This window comes from Streptomyces sp. NPDC037013 (assembly GCF_055607265.1).
The window spans coordinates 526,037-544,581 of the sequence record NZ_JBVJRV010000006.1; the positions used below are offsets into that span (position 1 = coordinate 526,037).

Sequence of the window (18,545 nt, forward strand, 5' to 3'; positions counted from 1 at the left end):
CATCGATTACTTTAGCGGACCGGCGCCCGGAGACGAAATCCGGTGTTCGGGGCCCCCGGATCCCGGGGCGGGGCGGACCCGGTCGAGGCCCAGGACGAGCAGGGCGAGGGCCCAGAAGGCCAGGCCGAAGACGACGGCGTTGCCGAGGACGCCCGCGTAGCCGTGCAGGTCGACGTCGAGGAACGGGTACGGGTAGCGGGCCGTCGGGCCGGGGGACGTCAAAGGGCCGCGGATCAGCACGAAGGCCAGGTACGCGAGCGGGTAGAGCAGCCAGATGCCGGTGTGGCGCAGGCGCAGGCCGCCCGGCCTGGTGAGCAGCAGCCAGTCGAGGGCCACGCCGATCGGCGTCACGGTGTGCAGGAGCTGGTTGGAGAGGGAGTGCCAGCCGGCCGCCGCCGCGGCCTGCGCCTCGTCCGTCATCGAGAAGCCGCTCGAGTCGTCGGACAGGACCAGGTGGTAGACGAGGCCCGTGATCGCGATGAAGAGGAGCGTGGCGCCGGACAGCGGGGCCGGGAGCGACGGGCGGCCGCGCAGGGCCCGCCAGGCGGAGAGGCCGAGGACCACGGCCACCAGGACGTTGCTCTGGACCGTGAAGTAGCTGAGGACGCGCGGCGGGCTGCCGATGGCCAGGTCGATCGCGATTCCGGTCACCGCGGCCAGCGCGACGAGCGCGCGGAAGGCGGCCGCGAGGGGGCGGCGTACGGGCGGTACGACCGCCTCCGCTGGGACCCCGGGACGTATCTGACCTGTCGGACGTATGGGGCGTATCGGAGCGATCATGCCCCCACGGTAGGCACGGTTCCCGTCAGATGCCCGTCAGGCCGCGCCCCGTGTCGGCCCCGGCCCCGCGCCCCGGTCCCGCCCGACCGCTCCGCTCCTCAGCCGCGCGCCGTCAGCGTGAGCAGCGTCGCCTCCGGAGGGCAGGCGAACCGCATCGGCGTGTAGCGGTTCGCCCCGCACCCGGCCGACACGTGGAGGAACGACGTCCGCCCTTCCGCCTCGTGCGTGGAGAGGCCCTTCACGCGGTCCGTGTCCAGGTCGCAGTTGGTGACGAGTGCCCCGTAGAAGGGGATGCAGACCTGTCCGCCGTGGGTGTGTCCGGCGAGGATCAGCGGGTAGCCGTCCGCGGCGAAGGCGTCGAGGGAGCGCAGGTACGGGGCGTGCACGATGCCCATCGAGAAGTCGGCCCCGGCCTCCGGGCCGCCCGCCACCTGCGCGTACCGGTCGCGCTTGATGTGCGGGTCGTCCAGGCCCGTGAGGGCGATCTCGTAGCCGTCGATCTTCAGCGCGCCCCGGGTGTTCGTGAGGTTCACCCAGCCCGCCGCGTCGAACCCGTCGCGCAGGCCCTCCCACGGGTTGTGGATGACGCCGACGGCGGGCGCGTTGCCGTTCAGGCCGTGCTTGCCCTGTACCTTCTCGACCAGGTAGCGGGCGGGATTGCGTGGCTTGGGGCCGTAGTAGTCGTTCGAGCCGAAGACGTACGCCCCGGGGAACTCCATCAGCGGGCCGAGCGCGTCCAGCGTCTCCGGGACGCCCTCCGGGTCGGAGAGGTTGTCCCCCGTATTGATCACGAAGTCCGGACGCAGGCCCGCCAGCGAGCGCAGCCACCGCTGCTTCTTGCGCTGTCCGGACACCATGTGGATGTCGGAGACCTGGAGGACCCGCAAGGGACGCATCCCCGACGGCAGTACGGGCACCGTGACCCGCCTCAGCCGGAAGGAACGGGCCTCGAAGCCCACCGAGTAGGCGAGACCGGCCGCAGCCGTCGCCGTGATGCCCAGGGGTACTGCGTATCGCGCGCGCATCTCCCCATCGTGTCAGACCCCGCGGGCCCGCGATCCGGAGGGAGTCGGGGCCCAACCGCCGTGCCCCTGGGGCCGGCCACGGGGAAATCGAGGGGCAGGGAGCGCTCCGCACCTGCCACAATCAACCCATGACCACGCTCAAGTCGAAGCTGCAGGAAGACCTCACCGCCGCGATCCGGGGGCGCGACGAGCTGCGCTCCTCGACGCTCCGGCTGACCCTCTCCGCCATCACGAAGGAGGAGGTCTCGGGCAAGACGGCGCGCGAGCTCTCCGACGACGAGGTGCAGAAGGTGATCGCCCGCGAGGCCAAGAAGCGCCGCGAGGCCGCCGAGGCGTTCGGCCAGGGCGGCCGCGCCGAGCAGGCCGAGCGCGAGAAGGCGGAGGGCGAGATCCTCGCCGAGTACCTCCCCAAGCAGCTCTCCGACGACGAGCTCCGCGCGATCGTCGCCGAGGCCGTCGAGGAGGCCAGGGCCGCAGGCGCCGAGGGCCCGCGCGCCATGGGCCAGGTCATGAAGATCGTGAACCCGAAGGTGGCGGGCCTCGCCGAGGGCGGCCGCGTCGCCGCCACGGTCAAGCAGCTCCTGGCGGGCTGAGCTCCCGCCGGCATCCGGCACCGGGCGTCCCCTGAAGCCAGGGGGCGCCCTTTTCGGCGTACTGCCCGAGTCCCCGGAAACCAGAAACGGAACCGGAGCGACCCGGAAACCGGAACAGCGCCCCCGGCAGACCGCCAGCGCTCCCGCTACCGCTGCCAGCCCCCGCCGATCCCGCCGCCGATCCCGTTCCCGCCGTTCCCGTTGCCGCCGATGACGCCCGGCGGGATCGAGATGTCCGGCCAGGGGCTGCCGCCTCCGCCGTTGCCACCCCCGCCGTTGCCGCCGCCGGCGCCGCCGCCGTCATGGCCGCCGCCACCGCCCGGCTTGTCGTCCTGGCCGCCGTCGTGCCCGCCCTCGTGGTCATTGTCCTTGTCCCCGCCGGGGAGGTGGACGGTGTTGAAGGGCGGCGCCGGCTTGCCCGCGAGGGCGCCGCTCATCGCGTCGCGCCAGATCGGGCCCGGCACCTCGCCGCCGAAGACCTTGTCGTACGGGACCCCGCCGATGGTGATGTCGGTCATCCGCCGCTTGTGCTGCGGGTCGCCGACCCAGACCGCGCCCGACATGTTCGGGGTGTAGCCGACGAACCAGGCGGCGTAGCGGTAGTCGGTCGTACCCGTCTTGCCCGCGCTCGGGCGCGAGCCGAGCCCGGCCTGCTTGCCCGTACCGTCCTCGACCACGCCCTTGAGGAGGGTGTTGATGGTGTCGGCGGTCTTCTGCGACATCGCCCGCGAGCACGTCGACTTCGGCACCGGCAGCGACTTGCCGCCGAGCGTCGTGATCGACTCGATGGCGATCGGCGTGCAGTACGTGCCGCGCGAGGCGAAGGCCGCGTACGCGCCCGCCATCGTCAGCGGCGACATCTCCTGGGTGCCGAGCGCGATCGACGGCGCCTGCACCAGCTCCTTGCCGTCGGCGCGCTTCACGCCCATCTTGTCGGCCAGCTTGGTCACCGGGCAGATGCCGATGTCGCCGATGAGCTGCACGTAGTAGGTGTTGACCGACTTCGCGGTCGCCTCCCGCATGCCGTACGGGCCGACCTCGGACTCGTTCTCGTTGGTCAGCTTCGCGCCGCCGGAGTTGACCCACTGCTTGCCGTCACAGATGGAGACCCGGTCGGGGTACGGCATCTCGTACGGCGACGCGTAGCTCTGCCCCGCCGACTTGCCGCCCTCCAGGGCCGCCGCCGCGACGATCGGCTTGAACGTCGAACCCGGCTGGTACCCCGCGCCGCCGCCCATGGCGTCGTCCACGGAGAGGTTGATCGTGGTCTCGTCCTTCTTGAAGCCGTAGGGACGCGACTGGCCCATGCCGAGGATCTTGCCCGTGCCCGGTTCGACGATGGTGGCGGCGGTCGCCACGTCGTCGGTCTTGTTCACGTGGTCCTTGATCGACGCCTGCACCGAATCCTGTGCCTGCGGATCGAGGGTCGTACGGATCCGCAGGCCGCCGCGGTTCCAGACCTTGACCCGCTCCTCCCGCGTCTTGCCGAACGCGGGGTCGTTGTAGAACACCTCGCGCACGTAGTCGCAGAAGAAGCCGGCACCCCTGACCGAGGTGATGCAGCCGTTCTCGGGCCGGCTCACCTTCAGGCCGAGGTCGGCCTTCTTGGCGGCGTCGGCCTCGCCCTGCGAGATGTCGTGCGTCTCGGCCATGCGCTGCAGCACGACGTTGCGCCGCTTGGTGGCCTCCGCCGAGTCGTTGACCGGGTCGTACCGGCTGGGCGACTGCACGATGCCGGCCAGGAGCGCGGCCTCCGGGAGCTTCAGGTCCTTGGCGTGCTTGGAGAAGTACCGCTGGGACGCGGCCTCGACGCCGTATGCCTGCTGACCGAAGTAGGTGATGTTCAGGTAGTTCTTGAGGATGCGCTTCTTGCCCAGCTTGTCCTCGACCTGAATCGCGTACTTCAGCTCGCGGATCTTGCGGCCGAGCGTCTGCTGCGTGGCCTCGGCGACCTTCGTCGGGTCGTCGCCGGCCTCCTCCACGAAGACGTTCTTCACGTACTGCTGCGTGAGCGTGGACGCGCCCTGCGAGACGCCGCCGCTCTGCGCGTTCTGGTTGAGCGCGCGCAGGATGCCCTTGAGGTCGACCGCGCCGTGCTGGTAGAAGCGGGAGTCCTCGATCGCGACGATCGCCTTCTGCATGTACGGCGAGATGTCCTTGAGCGGGACGATCGTGCGGTCACGCGAGAAGACCGTGGCGATGTTGCCGCCCTTGTTGTCCAGGATGGACGTGCGCTGACTGAGCGGCGGCTGCTTCAGATTGGCGGGGATGTCGTCGAATCCCTCGACCGAACCCTTGGCCGCGAGGCCCAGCGCTCCGGCCGCGGGCAGGGCGATCCCCGCCAGCACCGCACCCGCCAGGACGCTGACTCCGAGGAACTTCGCGGCCTGCTGAGTTGGTGACAGACCACCGCCCGAGCGCTTCTTTCCCATGAGGGCAGCCTAATCCGTACTCGGCGGCGTTCCGAGGGAGCGAGTGATCTTCGGGATGTTCGGCGTTGATCCCGGGGTGCTCGCCGCCGCCGTCCGGTGCGCCGGGGGCGGGTGGCACCTACGTTCTCATTCGCCGGACAGGCCCCAATGCCTTGGCCTAAGCTGCTCTCAACTGTCACAACCGTGCGGTTCGGCATCACTCCTCTCCCGCCCCCGAACCCGACGGTTTCCTGCCCGAATTCGCCTCATGTGGCACTCGGCGTCCGTTGTGACTCAACTGAACTGCCCCGGAATGCGCGTTTCCGCACGAATGTCGCCGCCTCACTCCGTCGGGTGATCTGCCGCTTACGCATAGTCCGTTCGGGCCATTCAAGATTGGGCCCGAAGGGGGTGTTGCGCTGTGCCCACCTTCCGTAACGTCCTCAACTGGCGGCGGTGAATATGCCGCTGCCGCCGTGGGGGAGCCTCGATTCGGGAGAGGACGGCGCCGGTATGGGCTGGGTAACCGACTGGAGTGCGCAGGCGGCCTGCCGCACTACCGATCCGGATGAACTGTTCGTTCAAGGAGCAGCGCAGAACAGGGCCAAGGCGGTGTGCACCGGATGTCCGGTGCGGACCGAGTGCCTGGCCGACGCGCTGGACAACCGCGTCGAGTTCGGCGTGTGGGGTGGCATGACGGAGCGGGAGCGTCGCGCACTGCTGCGCAGGCGTCCCACCGTCACCTCATGGCGCAGGCTTCTGGAGACGGCGCGCTCCGAGTACGAGCGTGGCGCGGGCCTGCTGCCCGTGGACCTGGAGGACGAGGAGACGTACGAGAGCTACGCGGCAGTGGGGTAGGCCGGTACGCCATCGGGGCGACGCGTGCCGAGACCGGGATCCCCCGCGTCCCGTCAGCCCGCCAGCCGGTCCCCTACGGCGCGGAGCCCCGCAAGGTCATGCACATCACCGGGGAGCGCGGCCACTTCGGCCACCGCCACCTCGGGGTGACGCGCGGTGAAGCGATCACGCGTGCGCTGTTCACGCGCGAGCAACTGCATGCGCTCGGCATGCAGGCGCAGCAGACCCGCGGTCATCTGCTCGACACACGCGTCGATGGAAGCGGAATCGCCATCGCCGGAAGCGGGAACCTCTACAGGAACAGCGGAAGCCTCTACAGGAACAGAGGGAGCCTCGTCAGGAACGGAGCCCTCCGAAAGCGCGAGGGCTTCGGGCGGCGCGGGCTCCTCTGAAGTCACGGGATTCTCGGGGGAGTTACGAACTCCTTCCTTCCCGTCCTCCTGATCCACAATGCGGCGTTCCTCAAGATTTTCCGCCGCGGCGAGGGCCCGCTCGGCCGACAGCTGGGCGGCGCCGCTGCCGTGCACCCGGTTCAGCACGAGGCCCGCGAGCGGCATGTCGTCCGCCGCGAGCCGCTCCACGAAGTACGCGGCCTCCCGCAGCGCGTCCCGCTCCGGCGAGGCCACCACGAGGAACGCCGTGCCGGGCGCCTGGAGCAGCCGGTACGTCGCGTCGGCCCGCGTGCGGAACCCGCCGAACATGCTGTCCATCGCCGTCACGAACATCTGCACGTCCCGCAGCAACTGCCCGCCGAGCAGCTTGCCGAGGGCGCCCGTCATCATCGACATGCCGACGTTGAGGAACTTCATCCCGGCCCGGCCGCCCACCTTCGCCGGCGCCATCAGGACCCGGATCAACTTCCCGTCCAGGAACGACCCGAGGCGCTTCGGCGCGTCGAGGAAGTCCAGGGCCGAACGCGAGGGCGGCGTGTCGACGACGATCAGGTCCCACTCGTCGCGGGAGCGCAGCTGCCCCAGCTTCTCCATCGCCATGTACTCCTGCGTGCCCGCGAAGCCCGCCGAGAGCGACTGGTAGAAGGGGTTGCCGAGGATCGCCCTGGCCCGCTCCTCGTCCGTGTGCGCCTCGACGATCTCGTCGAAGGTGCGCTTCATGTCGAGCATCATGGCGTGCAGTTCGCCGGGGCCCTCGACGCCCTTGACCCGCCGCGGCACGTTGTCGAGCGAGTCGATGCCCATGGACTGCGCCAGCCTGCGGGCCGGGTCGATGGTGAGGACGACGGTCCTGCGGCCCCGCTCCGCCGCGCGCAGCCCGAGGGCTGCCGCCGTGGTCGTCTTGCCGACGCCGCCCGAGCCGCAGCACACCACGATCCGCGTCTTCGGGTCGTCGATCAGGGCGTCCACGTCCAGCACGCGGCCGGGCTCCAGGGTCCGCGCCGGCTTCTGGGTCGTGCGGTCCCCGGTCATGAGATCCCTTGCTTCCGCAGTGCCGTGGCGAGCTCGTAGAGGCCCGCGAGGTCCATCCCGCCCGCGAGCAGCGGGAGTTCGTGCAGGGGGCGGCCGAACCCGGTCAGCACGGCGCGCTGGTCGCGCTCCAGGGCGAACCGCTCGGCGTACTCGGCGGCCTGCTCGAGGAGCGGGTCCACCAGCCGCTCGGCGGCCCCGCCGCGCCGCGCGCCGCCGAGCCCGGCGGTGGCCAGGGCCTTGGCGACGGCCGAACGCGGCGCCTGTTCCAGGCCCAGCTTCAGCGACTGTTCGTCCAGCAGGGCCGGACGCACCATGTTGACGATGAGCCGCCCCACGGGCAGCTGCGCGGCCCGCAGCTCGGCGATCCCGTCCGCGGTCTCCTGGACGGGCATCTCCTCAAGGAGGGTCACCAGGTGCACCGCGGTCTCGGGCGACTTGAGCACCCGCATCACCGCCTGCGCCTGATTGTGTATCGGCCCGATCTTCGCGAGCCCGGCGACCTCGTCGTTGACGTTCAGGAAGCGGGTGATGCGGCCGGTCGGCGGCGCGTCCATCACCACGCAGTCGTACGCGAACCGCCCGCTCTTGTCCTTGCGGCGCACGGCCTCACAGGCCTTGCCCGTCAGCAGTACGTCCCGGAGTCCGGGTGCGACGGTGGTGGCGAAGTCGATGGCGCCGAGCTTCTTCAGGGCCCGTCCCGCGCCCCCCAGTTTGTAGAACATCTGGAGGTAGTCGAGCAGCGCGAGCTCGGGGTCGATGGCGAGGGCATACACCTCCCCGCCCCCGGGAGCGACGGCGATCTTCCGCTCCTCATAGGGCAGCGCTTCTGTCTCGAAGAGCTGCGCGATGCCCTGCCTGCCCTCGACCTCGACGAGGAGGGTGCGTTTGCCCTCCGTCGCCAGGGCGAGCGCGAGGGCCGCGGCCACCGTGGTCTTGCCGGTACCGCCCTTGCCACTGACGACCTGGAGCCTGCTCACCCTTGTGAGCCTAACCAGTCGCCGCCCGGACCATGCAGGAGCCCACCCTGAGCAGCCCTCCGCACCGACTACAGTCGGCCACATGACCAAGTGGGAATACGCAACCGTGCCTCTGCTCGTCCACGCCACGAAGCAGATTCTTGACACCTGGGGCGAGGACGGCTGGGAGCTGGTCCAGGTCGTGCCCGGGCCGAACAACCCCGAGCAGCTCGTGGCCTACCTGAAGCGGGAGAAGCAGGCATGAGCGCCGTCGAGGAGAAGCTCGCGTCGCTCGGCCTGACGCTGCCCGAGGTCGTGCCGCCGCTGGCCGCCTACCAGCCCGCCGTCCAGTCCGGCGTGTACGTCTACACCGCGGGCCAGCTCCCGATGGTGGACGGCAAGCTCGCCGTGACCGGCAAGGTCGGCGCCGAGGTCACCCCGGAGGAGGCCAAGGACCTGGCCCGCACCTGCGCGCTGAACGCGCTGGCCGCGGTCAAGTCGGTCGCCGGTGACCTGGACCGCGTCGCGCGCGTCGTGAAGGTGGTCGGCTTCGTGGCCTCCGCCTCGGACTTCACCGGCCAGCCCGGCGTCCTCAACGGCGCGAGCGAGCTCCTCGGCGAGGTCCTCGGCGACAAGGGCGTGCACGCACGCAGCGCCGTGGGCGTGGCCGTGCTCCCGCTGGACGCCCCGGTCGAGGTCGAGATCCAGGTGGAACTGACGGAGGCGTAGGACGTATTCCGGCCCTTCAGGGGGCACGGTCTTGCGCACCGGTGCCCCTGTGGGCACCGGTGGTTGCCTCTCGAACATCAGCGCACCAGCAGATAGCCTCCGCCCATGGCTAATGGGCAGTGGTACCCCCCGGAGTGGCCGGACCGCATCCGCGCCCTCGCGAGCGGCGAGCTGACGCCTGCGACCCCTCGTCGCGCCGCCACCGTCATGCTGCTCAGGGACGGTTCCGGCGGGCCGGAAGTACACATGCTGCGCAGACGCGCCTCCATGGCCTTCGCCGGGGGCGCGTACGCGTATCCGGGCGGCGGCGTCGACCCGCGCGACGACGACCACCTGGTGCGCTGGGCCGGCCCCGCGCGCGCGTCCTGGGCGGCCCGCCTCGGCGTCGACGACGAGGCCGCAGCCCAGGCCGTCGTCTGCGCGGCGGTCCGCGAGACGTACGAGGAATCGGGCGTGCTGCTCGCCGGGCCGTCCCCGCAGACGGTCGTCGGCGACACCACGGGCGACGACTGGGAGTCCGACCGCGAGGCGCTGGTCGCCCGCGACCTCTCCTTCGCGCAGTTCCTGGACCGCCGGGGCCTGTATCTGCGCAGCGACCTCCTCGCCGCGTGGGCCCGCTGGATCACCCCCGAGTTCGAGCCGCGGCGCTACGACACGTTCTTCTTCGTGGCCGCGCTCCCGGATGGCCAGCGCACCCGCAACGCCTCCACGGAGGCCGACCGCACGGTCTGGATCCACCCCGCCGAGGCCGCCGCCCGCTACGACAGGGGCGAACTCCTGATGATGCCGCCCACCATCGCGACCCTGCGGGCCCTCGCGGCACACGAGTCCCCCCGTGCGGCCCTGGAGGCGGCCCCCTCCCAGGACATGACCCCGGTACTGGCCCAGGCCCGCCTGGAGGGCGACGAGCTGGTCCTTTCCTGGCCCGGCCACGACGAGTTCACGAAGCGCGTGGGCGCGCAGCACCCGTGAGGACGGCCCGACGGCGACCTCCCGGCGGCCGGCCGTCGCGTCCGGGACGGGAGGGGACGTGGGGATACGCGCGCACGGAGCGCAGGGCGCAGTGTGCCGTCTCCGTCCGCACGGCGTGACGCAGGGACGGCGGGTACGTACGCACACGCGCCTGCGGCCCGGCACGTGCCTCGCGGGCCCGTACCCGCCCCCGTGACCCCGCACCCGCACCCGTACCCGTACCCACAACCGACCCGAACCCGAGGCGCCCTCCGGCCCAAGCAAAGCCGCACACGCCCCGCCCCCGCCCAGACAGGAGTCACCCCCGCATGACCGATGCCGCCGCCCTCCCCGGCCAGCCGCGCGGCGGAGTCCTCAGCGGCCCCGCCACCGCCCGCGCGGTCAACGTCCTCGCGCCCAACCCCTCCGCGATGACCCTGGACGGCACCAACACCTGGATCGTCGCCGAGCCGGACTCACCGCTCGCGGTGGTCGTCGACCCGGGCCCGCTGGACGACGCCCACCTCAGCCGCGTCATCGAGACCGCCGAGAAGGCCGGCAAGCGCGTCGCGCTGACGCTCCTCACCCACGGCCACCCCGACCACGCGGAGGGGGCGGCCCGTTTCGCGGAGCTGACCCGTACCCACGTCCGGGCCCTTGACCCCGCCCTGCGCCTGGGCGACGAGGGCCTGGCGGCGGGCGACGTGATCACCACCGGCGGCCTGGAGATGCGCGTCGTCCCCACCCCCGGCCACACCGCTGACTCGCTCTGCTTCCACCTTCCCGCCGACCGGGCGGTCCTGACGGGGGACACGGTCCTCGGCCGCGGCACCACGGTCGTGGCGCACCCGGACGGCCGCCTCGGCGACTACCTGGACTCCCTGCGCCGCCTGCGCTCCCTGACGGTCGACGACGGCGTCCACACGGTCCTGCCGGGCCACGGGCCGGTCCTGGAGGACGCGCAGGGCGCCGTGGAGTTCTACCTCGCGCACCGCGCCAACCGCCTCGCCCAGGTCGAGACGGCCGTGGAGAACGGCCACGTGGAGGCCGCGGACGTCGTCGCGCACGTCTACGCCGACGTGGACCGCTCCCTGTGGCCTGCCGCGGAGCTCTCCGTCCGGGCGCAGCTGGACTACCTGCGGGAGCACGGCCTGATCTGACGCGGGAACGCCGATGGGCCCCGCCTCCCGGGAGGCGGGGCCCATCGGCGTACGGACACGGCGTCAGCGCGACCGCTTGGCCAGCCGCTCCACGTCCAGCAGGATCACGGCGCGGGCCTCCAGGCGGAGCCAGCCGCGGCCCGCGAAGTCCGCGAGCGCCTTGTTGACCGTCTCGCGGGAGGCGCCGACCAGCTGGGCGAGCTCTTCCTGCGTGAGGTCGTGCACGACGTGGATGCCCTCCTCGGACTGCACGCCGAAGCGGCGCGACAGGTCGAGGAGCGCGCGGGCGACCCGGCCCGGCACGTCGGAGAAGACCAGGTCGGACATCTGGTCGTTGGTCTTGCGCAGCCGGCGGGCGACGGCGCGCAGCAGCGCGGCGGCCACCTCGGGCCGGGCGTTCAGCCAGGGCTGGAGGTCGCCGTGGCCGAGGCCGAGCAGCTTGACCTCGGTGAGGGCGGACGCCGTGGCGGTCCGCGGTCCCGGGTCGAAGAGCGAGAGCTCACCGATCAGCTCGCCGGGGCCGAGCACCGCGAGCATGTTCTCGCGGCCGTCGGGCGAGGTGCGGTGGAGCTTCACCTTGCCCTCGGTGACCACGTACAGGCGGTCTCCGGGGTCGCCCTCATGGAAAAGAGCATCCCCGCGCGCGAGCGTCACCTCACTCATGGAGGCGCGGAGCTCCGCGGCCTGCTCGTCATCGAGCGCCGCGAAGAGCGGGGCGCGCCGCAGAACGTCGTCCACGAGTTCTCTCCTTGTCGACCTGCTCAGGGGATCTTGATTCCCCCGCATATCAGGGGTCCGTGTTCCCCATTTTGCCGGACGGTCCAAACAGTGTGATCAGTCACAAGTCTGCCGCACCCGCGTCCTCAGCTGTGCGGGAGGGGGCCAATTGGGGGCCGATCCATGGGGTCAAGGACGAATGTCAGTGGCGGGCTCTAGGCTGGCCGGGTGTCCAAAAAGCCGGTGAGAGCACAGGCCGTGGGGGCCGGGCAGGTGGCCGCTCCCCACAATTCCGCTGTGGGCGAACATGCGTCCGGCATCCCTGAGAAAGCGGCAAAACGGACAGCTTCCCTGACGTCCCCGGCGATGAGGTCGGCCCTGTGAACGCGAAGAAGACGAAGACCACCACGGCGGCGACGACGGCCCCGAGGGACGAGCTCCCGGCGAAGAAGGCCCCGGTGAAGAAGGCTGCCGCCAAGAAGACCGCCGCCACGAAGACCGCCGCGACCAAGCCGGCCACCAAAGCGACCCCCGCCGCCAAGACCCCGGCGAAGAAGGCCTCGGCCAAGAAGACCCCCGCCGCCCGGGCGGAGTCCCACACCGCTCTGGTCCGTCGCGCCCGGCGCATCAACCGCGAGCTCGCCGAGGTGTATTCGTACGCCCACCCGGAGCTCGACTTCGAGAACCCGTTCGAGCTCCTGATCGCCACGGTCCTCTCCGCCCAGACCACCGACCTGCGCGTGAACCAGACCACCCCGCGCCTCTTCGCCAAGTACCCGACCCCGGAGGACCTGGCCGCGGCCGTCCCCGAGGAGGTCGAGGAGCTGATCAGGCCCACCGGGTTCTTCCGGGCGAAGACCAAGTCGATCATGGGTCTGGCCAAGGTGCTGCGGGACGACTTCGGCGGCGAGGTGCCGGGCCGTCTCGACGACCTCGTCAAGCTGCCCGGCGTGGGCCGCAAGACCGCGTTCGTCGTGCTGGGCAATGCCTTCGGAGTGCCCGGCCTCACCGTGGACACGCACTTCGGCCGCCTGGTCCGCCGCTGGAAGTGGACCGAGGAGACGGACCCGGTGAAGGTCGAGGCGGCCGTCGCCGCGCTCTTCCCGAAGAGCGAGTGGACGATGCTCTCGCACCGCGTGATCTTCCACGGGCGCCGGATCTGCCACTCCCGCAAGCCCGCCTGCGGCGCCTGCCCGATCGCCCCGCTCTGCCCGTCGTACGGGGAGGGCGAGACCGATCCGGAGAAGGCGAAGAAGCTGCTGAAGTACGAGATGGGCGGCTTCCCCGGCCAGCGCCTCAAGCCGCCGTCGGACTATCCGGGCAAGCCGGCGCCGCCGCTCGCCGCGGGGTGACACCGGCGAGGGACGGAACGAACCCAAGGGCAGAGAGCGTTGTCCTGAGACGGACGGGGGTGCCGATGACGCACGCGAGCGATACGACGAACACGGCGGGCAGCACGACGGACAGGACGACGGACACGACGGCGGACGACACGAGCGGCGGCGGCACCGCGTCCGGCGCGGGCGGCGCCGCCCCGGGCGACCGGGCCGGCCACCCCCTGCTCAGCACCGCCGGGCTGCCCTCCTGGCTCGACCCCGTCGTGCACGCCGCGCGGACCGTCGAGCCGCTCCAGCTGAGCCGCTTCCTGCCCCCGAAGGACGGCGCAGGACGCCAGTCCGCCGTACTCATCCTCTTCGGAGAGGGCGAAAAGGGCCCCGAGATACTGCTGATGGAGCGCGCCGGGTCCCTCCGGTCGCATCCGGGGCAGCCGTCCTTCCCCGGCGGCGCACTCGACCCCGCGGACGGCGACCCGCAGGGAGAGGGCCCGCTGCGGGCCGCTCTGCGCGAGGCCGAGGAGGAGACGGGACTCGACCCCCGCGGCGTCCAGCTCTTCGCCGAGCTGCCCCGCCTCTTCATCCCGGTGAGCGACTTCGTCGTGACCCCGGTGCTCGGCTGGTGGCGCACCCCGACCCCGGTGGGCGTCGTCGATCCGAACGAGACCGCCCGGGTCTTCACGGTCCCCGTGGCCGATCTCACGGACCCGGCGAACCGTGCGACGGCGATGCACCCGAGCGGCCACCGCGGCCCCGCGTTTCTCGTCGAGTCCGCTCTGGTCTGGGGTTTCACGGCGGGCGTGATCGATAGAATCCTGCACTTCGCGGGCTGGGAGCGCCCCTGGGACCGGGGTAGGCAGGTCCCACTCGACTGGCGCGCATGACAAGGTTGCGTGGAACGGGCGACCGCGACGCGAGGCGAGGATTGAATCGGTGAACGTGCTGGACCTCCTGCTGCTGCTCGCCGCCGTCTGGTTCGCGGTCGTGGGGTACCGCCAGGGCTTCGTGGTCGGCATCCTGTCGGTGATCGGGTTCCTGGGCGGTGGCCTCGTCGCCGTCTATCTCCTGCCGATCGTCTGGGACGCCCTCACGGACGACGACGCGGCAGAGGTGAGTACGACCGCGGCGGTGGTCGCCGTCGTCATCGTGATCGTCTGCGCGTCGGTGGGGCAGGCCTTCACCACGCACCTCGGCAACAAGCTGCGCCGGCACATCACCTGGCAGCCGGCCCGCGCCCTGGACGCGACCGGCGGCGCGCTGGTCAATGTGGTGGCGATGCTCCTCGTCGCCTGGCTGATCGGCTCCGCCCTCGCGGGCACGACCCTGCCGACCCTCGGCAAGGAAGTGCGCAACTCCAAGGTGCTCCTGGGGGTCTCGCGCGCGCTGCCAGGCCAGGCCGACACCTGGTTCGCGGACTTCTCCTCGGTCCTCGCGCAGAACGGCTTCCCGCAGGTCTTCAGCCCGTTCTCGAACGAGCCCATCAAGGAGGTCCAGCCGCCGGACGCCAGGCTCGCCAAGAGCAAGGTGGCCACGGCCGCCAAGCGCTCCATCGTGAAGGTCCGCGGCGAGGCCCCCAGCTGCGGCAAGGTCCTCGAAGGCACCGGTTTCGTCTTCGCCGACCGCCGTGTGATGACCAACGCGCACGTGGTCGGCGGCGTGGACGAGCCGACGGTCCAGATAGGCGATCAGAACCAGACGTACGACGCGAAGGTCGTCCTCTACGACTGGGAGCGCGACATCGCCGTACTGGACGTGCCCACGCTGAAGGCACCGCCCCTGCGGTTCACCGCCAAGGACGCGCCCAGCGGGGCCGGCGCCATCGTCGCGGGCTTCCCGGAGGACGGGCCCTACGACGTCCGCCCCGCGCGCGTGCGCGGCCGCATCACGGCCAACGGCCCGGACATCTACCACCGGGGCACCGTCCACCGTGACGTGTACTCGCTGTATGCGACCGTGCGTCAGGGCAACTCGGGCGGCCCGCTGCTCACCCCGGACGGCAAGGTCTACGGCGTGGTCTTCGCCAAGTCTCTCGACGACCCGCACACCGGCTATGCGCTCACCGCGGACGAGGTGCGCGAGGACATCGAGCGGGGCCGCACCGCCAACCAAGAGGTCGACAGCCAGGGCTGCGCGCTCTAGGGGCGGTGGGCCGAAGACGGCGGCCGGGAGAGCCGGGGGCCGGCGGGGTCAGGCGCGCGTGTGCCGCAGCCGCGCGGAGACCCAGCGGGCCCTCCGGCGGAGGATGCGGGGAATGCCCATGGCTTGCGGGGGGCCGTGGTGGCTCTGCTCCTGTGGCCCGCCCCTCTCATGGCTCTTCAGCGCTGTGGCCGAGCGGCGATTGCGTGCTACGTCACTGTAGTCGTGCGTCCAGCCCATACCCCGACGTGTGCCCGGGCCTCATGGTCGGTAACCGCGCCGGAGGACCCCAATTGGCCTATGCGCGAGGCAATTGGCGTTCGAAGGACAGGTGTTCCCCCGGGCCCTCACCGGTCGGGCTCGGGATCCTTCAGCCAGTTCACCAGCTCGGTCGAGAACGCCACCGGGTCCTCCTCGTGCGGGAAGTGGCCGAGCCCGTCGAACAGCCGCCAGCGGTACGGCGCTTCGACGTACTCGCCCGACCCCGCCGCACTCCGCGTCCGCATCACGGGATCCATCGATCCGTGCAGATGGAGCGTGGGCACCCGGACCGGCCGCTTCATCCGCCGGTTGAACTGGATGCCGTCGGGGCGCGCCATCGACCGCACCATCCAGCGGTACGGCTCGATCGAACAGTGCGCCGTCGAGGGGATGCACATGGCCCGCCGGTACGTCTCCACCGCGTCGTCGTCCGGCAGGCGCGGCCCGGACCAGTCGCGCACCAGACGGCCCACCAGGGCACCGTCGTCCGCGACCAGTTGACGCTCCGGCACCCAGGGGCGCTGGAAGCCCCACACGTACGACGCGGCGGCCGTCTGCCTGCGGTCGGCCAGCATCGCCGAGCGCCAGCGCCGCGGATGCGGCATGGAGGAGACGGCGAGGCGGCGCACCAGCTTGGGCCGCATCACGGCCGCCGTCCAGGCCAGGTACCCGCCCAGGTCGTGGCCGACGAGCGCGGCGTCCGGCTCGCCGAGGGAGCGCACCACCCCGGTGATGTCGAGCGCGAGGTTGGCCGGGTCGTAGCCGCGGGGGGTGCGGTCGCTGCCGCCCACGCCCCGCAGGTCCATCGCGACGGCCCGGAAACCCGCGTCGGCGAGCGCCACCATCTGGTGCCGCCACGACCACCAGAACTGCGGGAAGCCGTGCAGGAGCAGGACCAGTGGTCCTTCACCCATCTCGGCGATGTGGAAGCGCGCCCCGTTGGCGGCCACGTCCCGGTGGGTCCAGGGCCCCTCGATGCGTACGACTGAGGGGGAGGGCTGGGCCGATGGAGTGGCGGGGTCCGTCATGAGGACGAGCGTGCCACAGTCGCTCCCGTCTCACCGACCCGGACCTCGACGACACCCGCGGGGCTGGCCGAGCGGGGATGCGGCTTGACGTTCCCCAGTACGGCCGCCGTCTCCTTGGCCGAAGCGGCGACCTTCTGCGGGCCCTTGCCCTGCTTCGCCTTCTTCGCGAAGACGACGCCGATCAGCGCGAGCACCCCGGCCACCACCACATTGGCGGCGAAGGACAGCACGAAGCAGATCGCGAGGTTCCAGCCGCTCCAGGTGCGGATGCCGTAGGCGAGCGCGAAGCTCAGCATCGGCAACGAGAAGATGAGGACCGTGCCGGCCGCGGCGAAGGCGGCGCCGCCGACCGCCCCGCGCTTGACGTCCTGCCGCAGCTGGGCCTTGGCCAGCGCGATCTCGTCGTGCACCAGCGCGGACATCTCGCCGGTCGCCGAGGCGACCAGTTGGCCGAGGCTGCGCTCGGCGCCGACGGGGCCGTCGGGTGAGCTCATCGCGTTCTCCCCTTTATCTCTTCTGATCTCTTCTGAGATATGTCTGCTCAGATCATGCCGGACCGTTGCCGTCCTTGCGTTCCCCACCCGAGACTTCGGCAAGCCTGCGATGCTCCGCGGCCTTTTTCTCATGGATGGCGGCCATCCGCAGGTGGTACTCCGGGTTGTCCATCTCGTAGATGTCGGGGATGCCGTCGAAGTCGTCGTCGCGCTCCTCGTCCTCACACATCTTGCGGTACTTGGCGTTGCGCACCTTGAGGAGGATGCCGGAGAAGACCGCCGCGATGAGCGAGCCCGTCAGGACGGCCGCCTTGATCTCGTCGGTGAGCAGCGGGTCCTCGGTGAAGGCGAGTTCGCCGATGAGCAGCGAGACGGTGAAGCCGATGCCGGCCAGCGAGGCGACCGCGAACACGTCGGGCCAGGCCAGGTCGTCGTTGAGCTCGGCCCTGGTGAAGCGGGCCGCGAGCCAGGTGCCGCCGAAGATGCCGACCGCCTTGCCGACCACCAGGCCGAGCACGACGCCGAGCGTCTCCGGCTGGGTGAAGACATCGCCGAGCGCCCCGCCCGAGACGACGACACCCGCGCTGAACAGGGCGAACAGCGGCACGGCCAGGCCCGCGGAGACGGGACGTACGACATGTTCGATGTGCTCGCCGGGGGAGTGCTCCTCGCTCTCGGCGCCCTCGCCCTCCTTGTGGCAGCGCAGCATCAGGCCCATGGCGACGCCCGCGATGGTGGCGTGGATGCCGCTGTTGTACATCAGACCCCAGATGACGAGCGCCAGCGGGACGTAGATGTACCAGCCGCGCACCCGCTTCCTGAGCAGCAGCCAGAAGACCGCGAGGCCGACGACGGCACCGCCGAGCGCCGCGAAGTTCAGGTCGCTGGTGAAGAAGATCGCGATGATCAGGATCGCGAAGAGGTCGTCGACGACGGCGAGGGTGAGCAGGAAGGCGCGGAGCGCCGAGGGCAGCGAGGTGCCGATGACCGCGAGGACGGCCAGTGCGAAGGCGATGTCGGTGGCGGTCGGCACGGCCCAGCCGTCCAGTGAGCCGCCGCCCGCGAGGTTGGTCAGGAAGTACACGAGCGCGGGTACGGCCATGCCGCAGAGCGCCGCGATGACCGGGAGCGCCGCCGCCTTGGGGTCGCGCAGATCGCCCGCGACCAGCTCACGCTTGAGTTCGATGCCGGCCACGAAGAAGAAGACGGCGAGCAGGCCGTCGGCCGCCCAGTGCTGGACGGAGAGGTTCAGGCCGAGCGAACCGGGGCCCAGGTGGAAGTCGCGCACAGAGTCGTACGAGCCGCCGGCCGTGTTGGCCCAGATGAGGGCGGCGACCGCGGCGACGAGGAGCAGGACACCGCCGACGGTCTCGGTGCGCAGGGCCTCGACGACGAAGTTCCGCTCGCTGAGGGTGAGACGGCCGAGGAAGGTGCGGCGGTTGCCGATGGGGGCGGGCGCGGTCACGAGAGTCGACCTCCGGTCGGGTGGGCAGGGCAAAGCACATGCCGACCAGACTTCCCGGCGCACCCAGATCTTCTCGTCGCGTCAACTTGTCACGTTGTTGACGCGATCCTTAGCTTACCTAACGTACGCCCGGACGTATCCGGTGATCTTCACCTTACGCACAGAGGGGCCACCCGGCGCGTCGCCGAGTGGCCCCTCCGATGTCCGTGCGTCAGTCGCTCGC

Annotated in this window: 19 protein-coding genes; 9 read left to right on the forward strand and 10 right to left on the reverse strand. The window is 71.1% G+C overall.

The annotated features are described in order from the left end of the window. Positions 1 to 6: 6 nt before the first annotated feature. Both ACZ7DY_RS24685 and ACZ7DY_RS24690 read right to left on the reverse strand, forming a co-directional pair. Entirely contained in the window at positions 7 to 780 is a 774-nt protein-coding gene (locus tag ACZ7DY_RS24685) for a Pr6Pr family membrane protein (RefSeq protein WP_471138456.1), read from the reverse strand. A gap of 98 nt (positions 781 to 878) precedes the next feature. Next, entirely contained in the window at positions 879 to 1,805 is a 927-nt protein-coding gene (locus ACZ7DY_RS24690) for a metallophosphoesterase (protein ID WP_471138458.1), read from the reverse strand. 128 nt (positions 1,806 to 1,933) lie between these two features. On the opposite strand from ACZ7DY_RS24690, the gene ACZ7DY_RS24695 reads away from it, so the two are divergent. Then, positions 1,934 to 2,398, forward strand: a complete 465-nt coding sequence (locus tag ACZ7DY_RS24695; protein WP_471138460.1) for a GatB/YqeY domain-containing protein — start codon at positions 1,934 to 1,936, stop codon at positions 2,396 to 2,398. Between the two features lie 146 nt (positions 2,399 to 2,544). On the opposite strand, the gene ACZ7DY_RS24700 is transcribed toward ACZ7DY_RS24695, so the two are convergent. Further along, the gene (locus tag ACZ7DY_RS24700) at positions 2,545 to 4,830 is read right to left on the reverse strand and encodes a transglycosylase domain-containing protein (protein WP_471138462.1); all 2,286 of its coding nucleotides are present in this window, start codon (positions 4,828 to 4,830) and stop codon (positions 2,545 to 2,547) included. A 492-nt stretch (positions 4,831 to 5,322) separates the two neighbouring features. On the opposite strand from ACZ7DY_RS24700, the gene ACZ7DY_RS24705 reads away from it, so the two are divergent. Next, positions 5,323 to 5,667 (forward strand): WhiB family transcriptional regulator, encoded by a 345-nt coding sequence (locus ACZ7DY_RS24705; protein WP_030782081.1) that lies wholly within the window; start codon positions 5,323 to 5,325, stop codon positions 5,665 to 5,667. 53 nt (positions 5,668 to 5,720) lie between these two features. On the opposite strand, the gene bagB is transcribed toward ACZ7DY_RS24705, so the two are convergent. Next, complete coding sequence (bagB, locus tag ACZ7DY_RS24710; protein WP_471138464.1) at positions 5,721 to 7,091, reverse strand: ATPase BagB; 1,371 nt, start codon at positions 7,089 to 7,091, stop codon at positions 5,721 to 5,723. Next, a complete protein-coding gene (bagA, locus tag ACZ7DY_RS24715) occupies positions 7,088 to 8,068 on the reverse strand; it encodes an ATPase BagA (RefSeq protein WP_471138466.1) in 981 nt (326 codons plus the stop codon). The genes bagB and bagA overlap by 4 nt, the downstream gene beginning before the upstream one ends. Before the next feature lie 82 nt (positions 8,069 to 8,150). Between bagA and ACZ7DY_RS24720 the strand changes: the two genes are divergently transcribed. The 4 genes from ACZ7DY_RS24720 to ACZ7DY_RS24735 all read left to right on the forward strand — a co-directional run bounded on the left by ACZ7DY_RS24720 (position 8,151) and on the right by ACZ7DY_RS24735 (position 10,887). After that, positions 8,151 to 8,312, forward strand: coding sequence for a DUF4177 domain-containing protein (locus ACZ7DY_RS24720; protein WP_003975360.1), 162 nt, complete (start codon positions 8,151 to 8,153; stop codon positions 8,310 to 8,312). After that, the gene (locus ACZ7DY_RS24725; protein ID WP_471138468.1) at positions 8,309 to 8,776 is read left to right on the forward strand and encodes a RidA family protein; all 468 of its coding nucleotides are present in this window, start codon (positions 8,309 to 8,311) and stop codon (positions 8,774 to 8,776) included. Before ACZ7DY_RS24720 ends, ACZ7DY_RS24725 begins: the two co-directional genes overlap by 4 nt. 105 nt (positions 8,777 to 8,881) lie before the next feature. After that, positions 8,882 to 9,748: an NUDIX hydrolase gene (locus ACZ7DY_RS24730; protein WP_471138470.1), complete on the forward strand. Its 867-nt coding sequence runs from the start codon at positions 8,882 to 8,884 to the stop codon at positions 9,746 to 9,748. Between the two features lie 308 nt (positions 9,749 to 10,056). Continuing rightward, positions 10,057 to 10,887: an MBL fold metallo-hydrolase gene (locus ACZ7DY_RS24735; protein WP_471138472.1), complete on the forward strand. Its 831-nt coding sequence runs from the start codon at positions 10,057 to 10,059 to the stop codon at positions 10,885 to 10,887. A gap of 63 nt (positions 10,888 to 10,950) precedes the next feature. On the opposite strand, the gene ACZ7DY_RS24740 is transcribed toward ACZ7DY_RS24735, so the two are convergent. Further along, positions 10,951 to 11,625, reverse strand: coding sequence for a Crp/Fnr family transcriptional regulator (locus ACZ7DY_RS24740; protein WP_016642758.1), 675 nt, complete (start codon positions 11,623 to 11,625; stop codon positions 10,951 to 10,953). Between the two features lie 359 nt (positions 11,626 to 11,984). On the opposite strand from ACZ7DY_RS24740, the gene nth reads away from it, so the two are divergent. From nth to ACZ7DY_RS24755, 3 genes are all read left to right on the forward strand, one after another. Then, positions 11,985 to 12,956 carry an endonuclease III gene (nth, locus tag ACZ7DY_RS24745; protein WP_471138474.1) on the forward strand — a complete coding sequence of 324 codons (972 nt, stop codon included), beginning with the start codon at positions 11,985 to 11,987 and terminating at the stop codon, positions 12,954 to 12,956. 65 nt (positions 12,957 to 13,021) lie between these two features. Beyond that, complete coding sequence (locus ACZ7DY_RS24750) at positions 13,022 to 13,822, forward strand: NUDIX hydrolase (RefSeq protein ID WP_471138476.1); 801 nt, start codon at positions 13,022 to 13,024, stop codon at positions 13,820 to 13,822. A 49-nt stretch (positions 13,823 to 13,871) separates the two neighbouring features. Continuing rightward, positions 13,872 to 15,077: a MarP family serine protease gene (locus ACZ7DY_RS24755; RefSeq protein ID WP_471138479.1), complete on the forward strand. Its 1,206-nt coding sequence runs from the start codon at positions 13,872 to 13,874 to the stop codon at positions 15,075 to 15,077. A gap of 48 nt (positions 15,078 to 15,125) precedes the next feature. Here the strand turns inward: ACZ7DY_RS24755 and ACZ7DY_RS24760 are convergent, their stop codons facing one another. The 4 genes from ACZ7DY_RS24760 to nhaA form a co-directional block, all read right to left on the reverse strand. Then, complete coding sequence (locus ACZ7DY_RS24760; RefSeq protein WP_471138481.1) at positions 15,126 to 15,314, reverse strand: hypothetical protein; 189 nt, start codon at positions 15,312 to 15,314, stop codon at positions 15,126 to 15,128. Between the two features lie 107 nt (positions 15,315 to 15,421). Continuing rightward, a complete protein-coding gene (locus ACZ7DY_RS24765) occupies positions 15,422 to 16,363 on the reverse strand; it encodes an alpha/beta fold hydrolase (protein WP_471138483.1) in 942 nt (313 codons plus the stop codon). Beyond that, positions 16,360 to 16,857: a phage holin family protein gene (locus tag ACZ7DY_RS24770; protein WP_471138485.1), complete on the reverse strand. Its 498-nt coding sequence runs from the start codon at positions 16,855 to 16,857 to the stop codon at positions 16,360 to 16,362. Before ACZ7DY_RS24770 ends, ACZ7DY_RS24765 begins: the two co-directional genes overlap by 4 nt. Positions 16,858 to 16,909: 52 nt before the next feature. Further along, the gene (gene nhaA, locus ACZ7DY_RS24775) at positions 16,910 to 18,322 is read right to left on the reverse strand and encodes a Na+/H+ antiporter NhaA (protein ID WP_471138487.1); all 1,413 of its coding nucleotides are present in this window, start codon (positions 18,320 to 18,322) and stop codon (positions 16,910 to 16,912) included. Between the last annotated feature and the right edge of the window lie 223 nt (positions 18,323 to 18,545).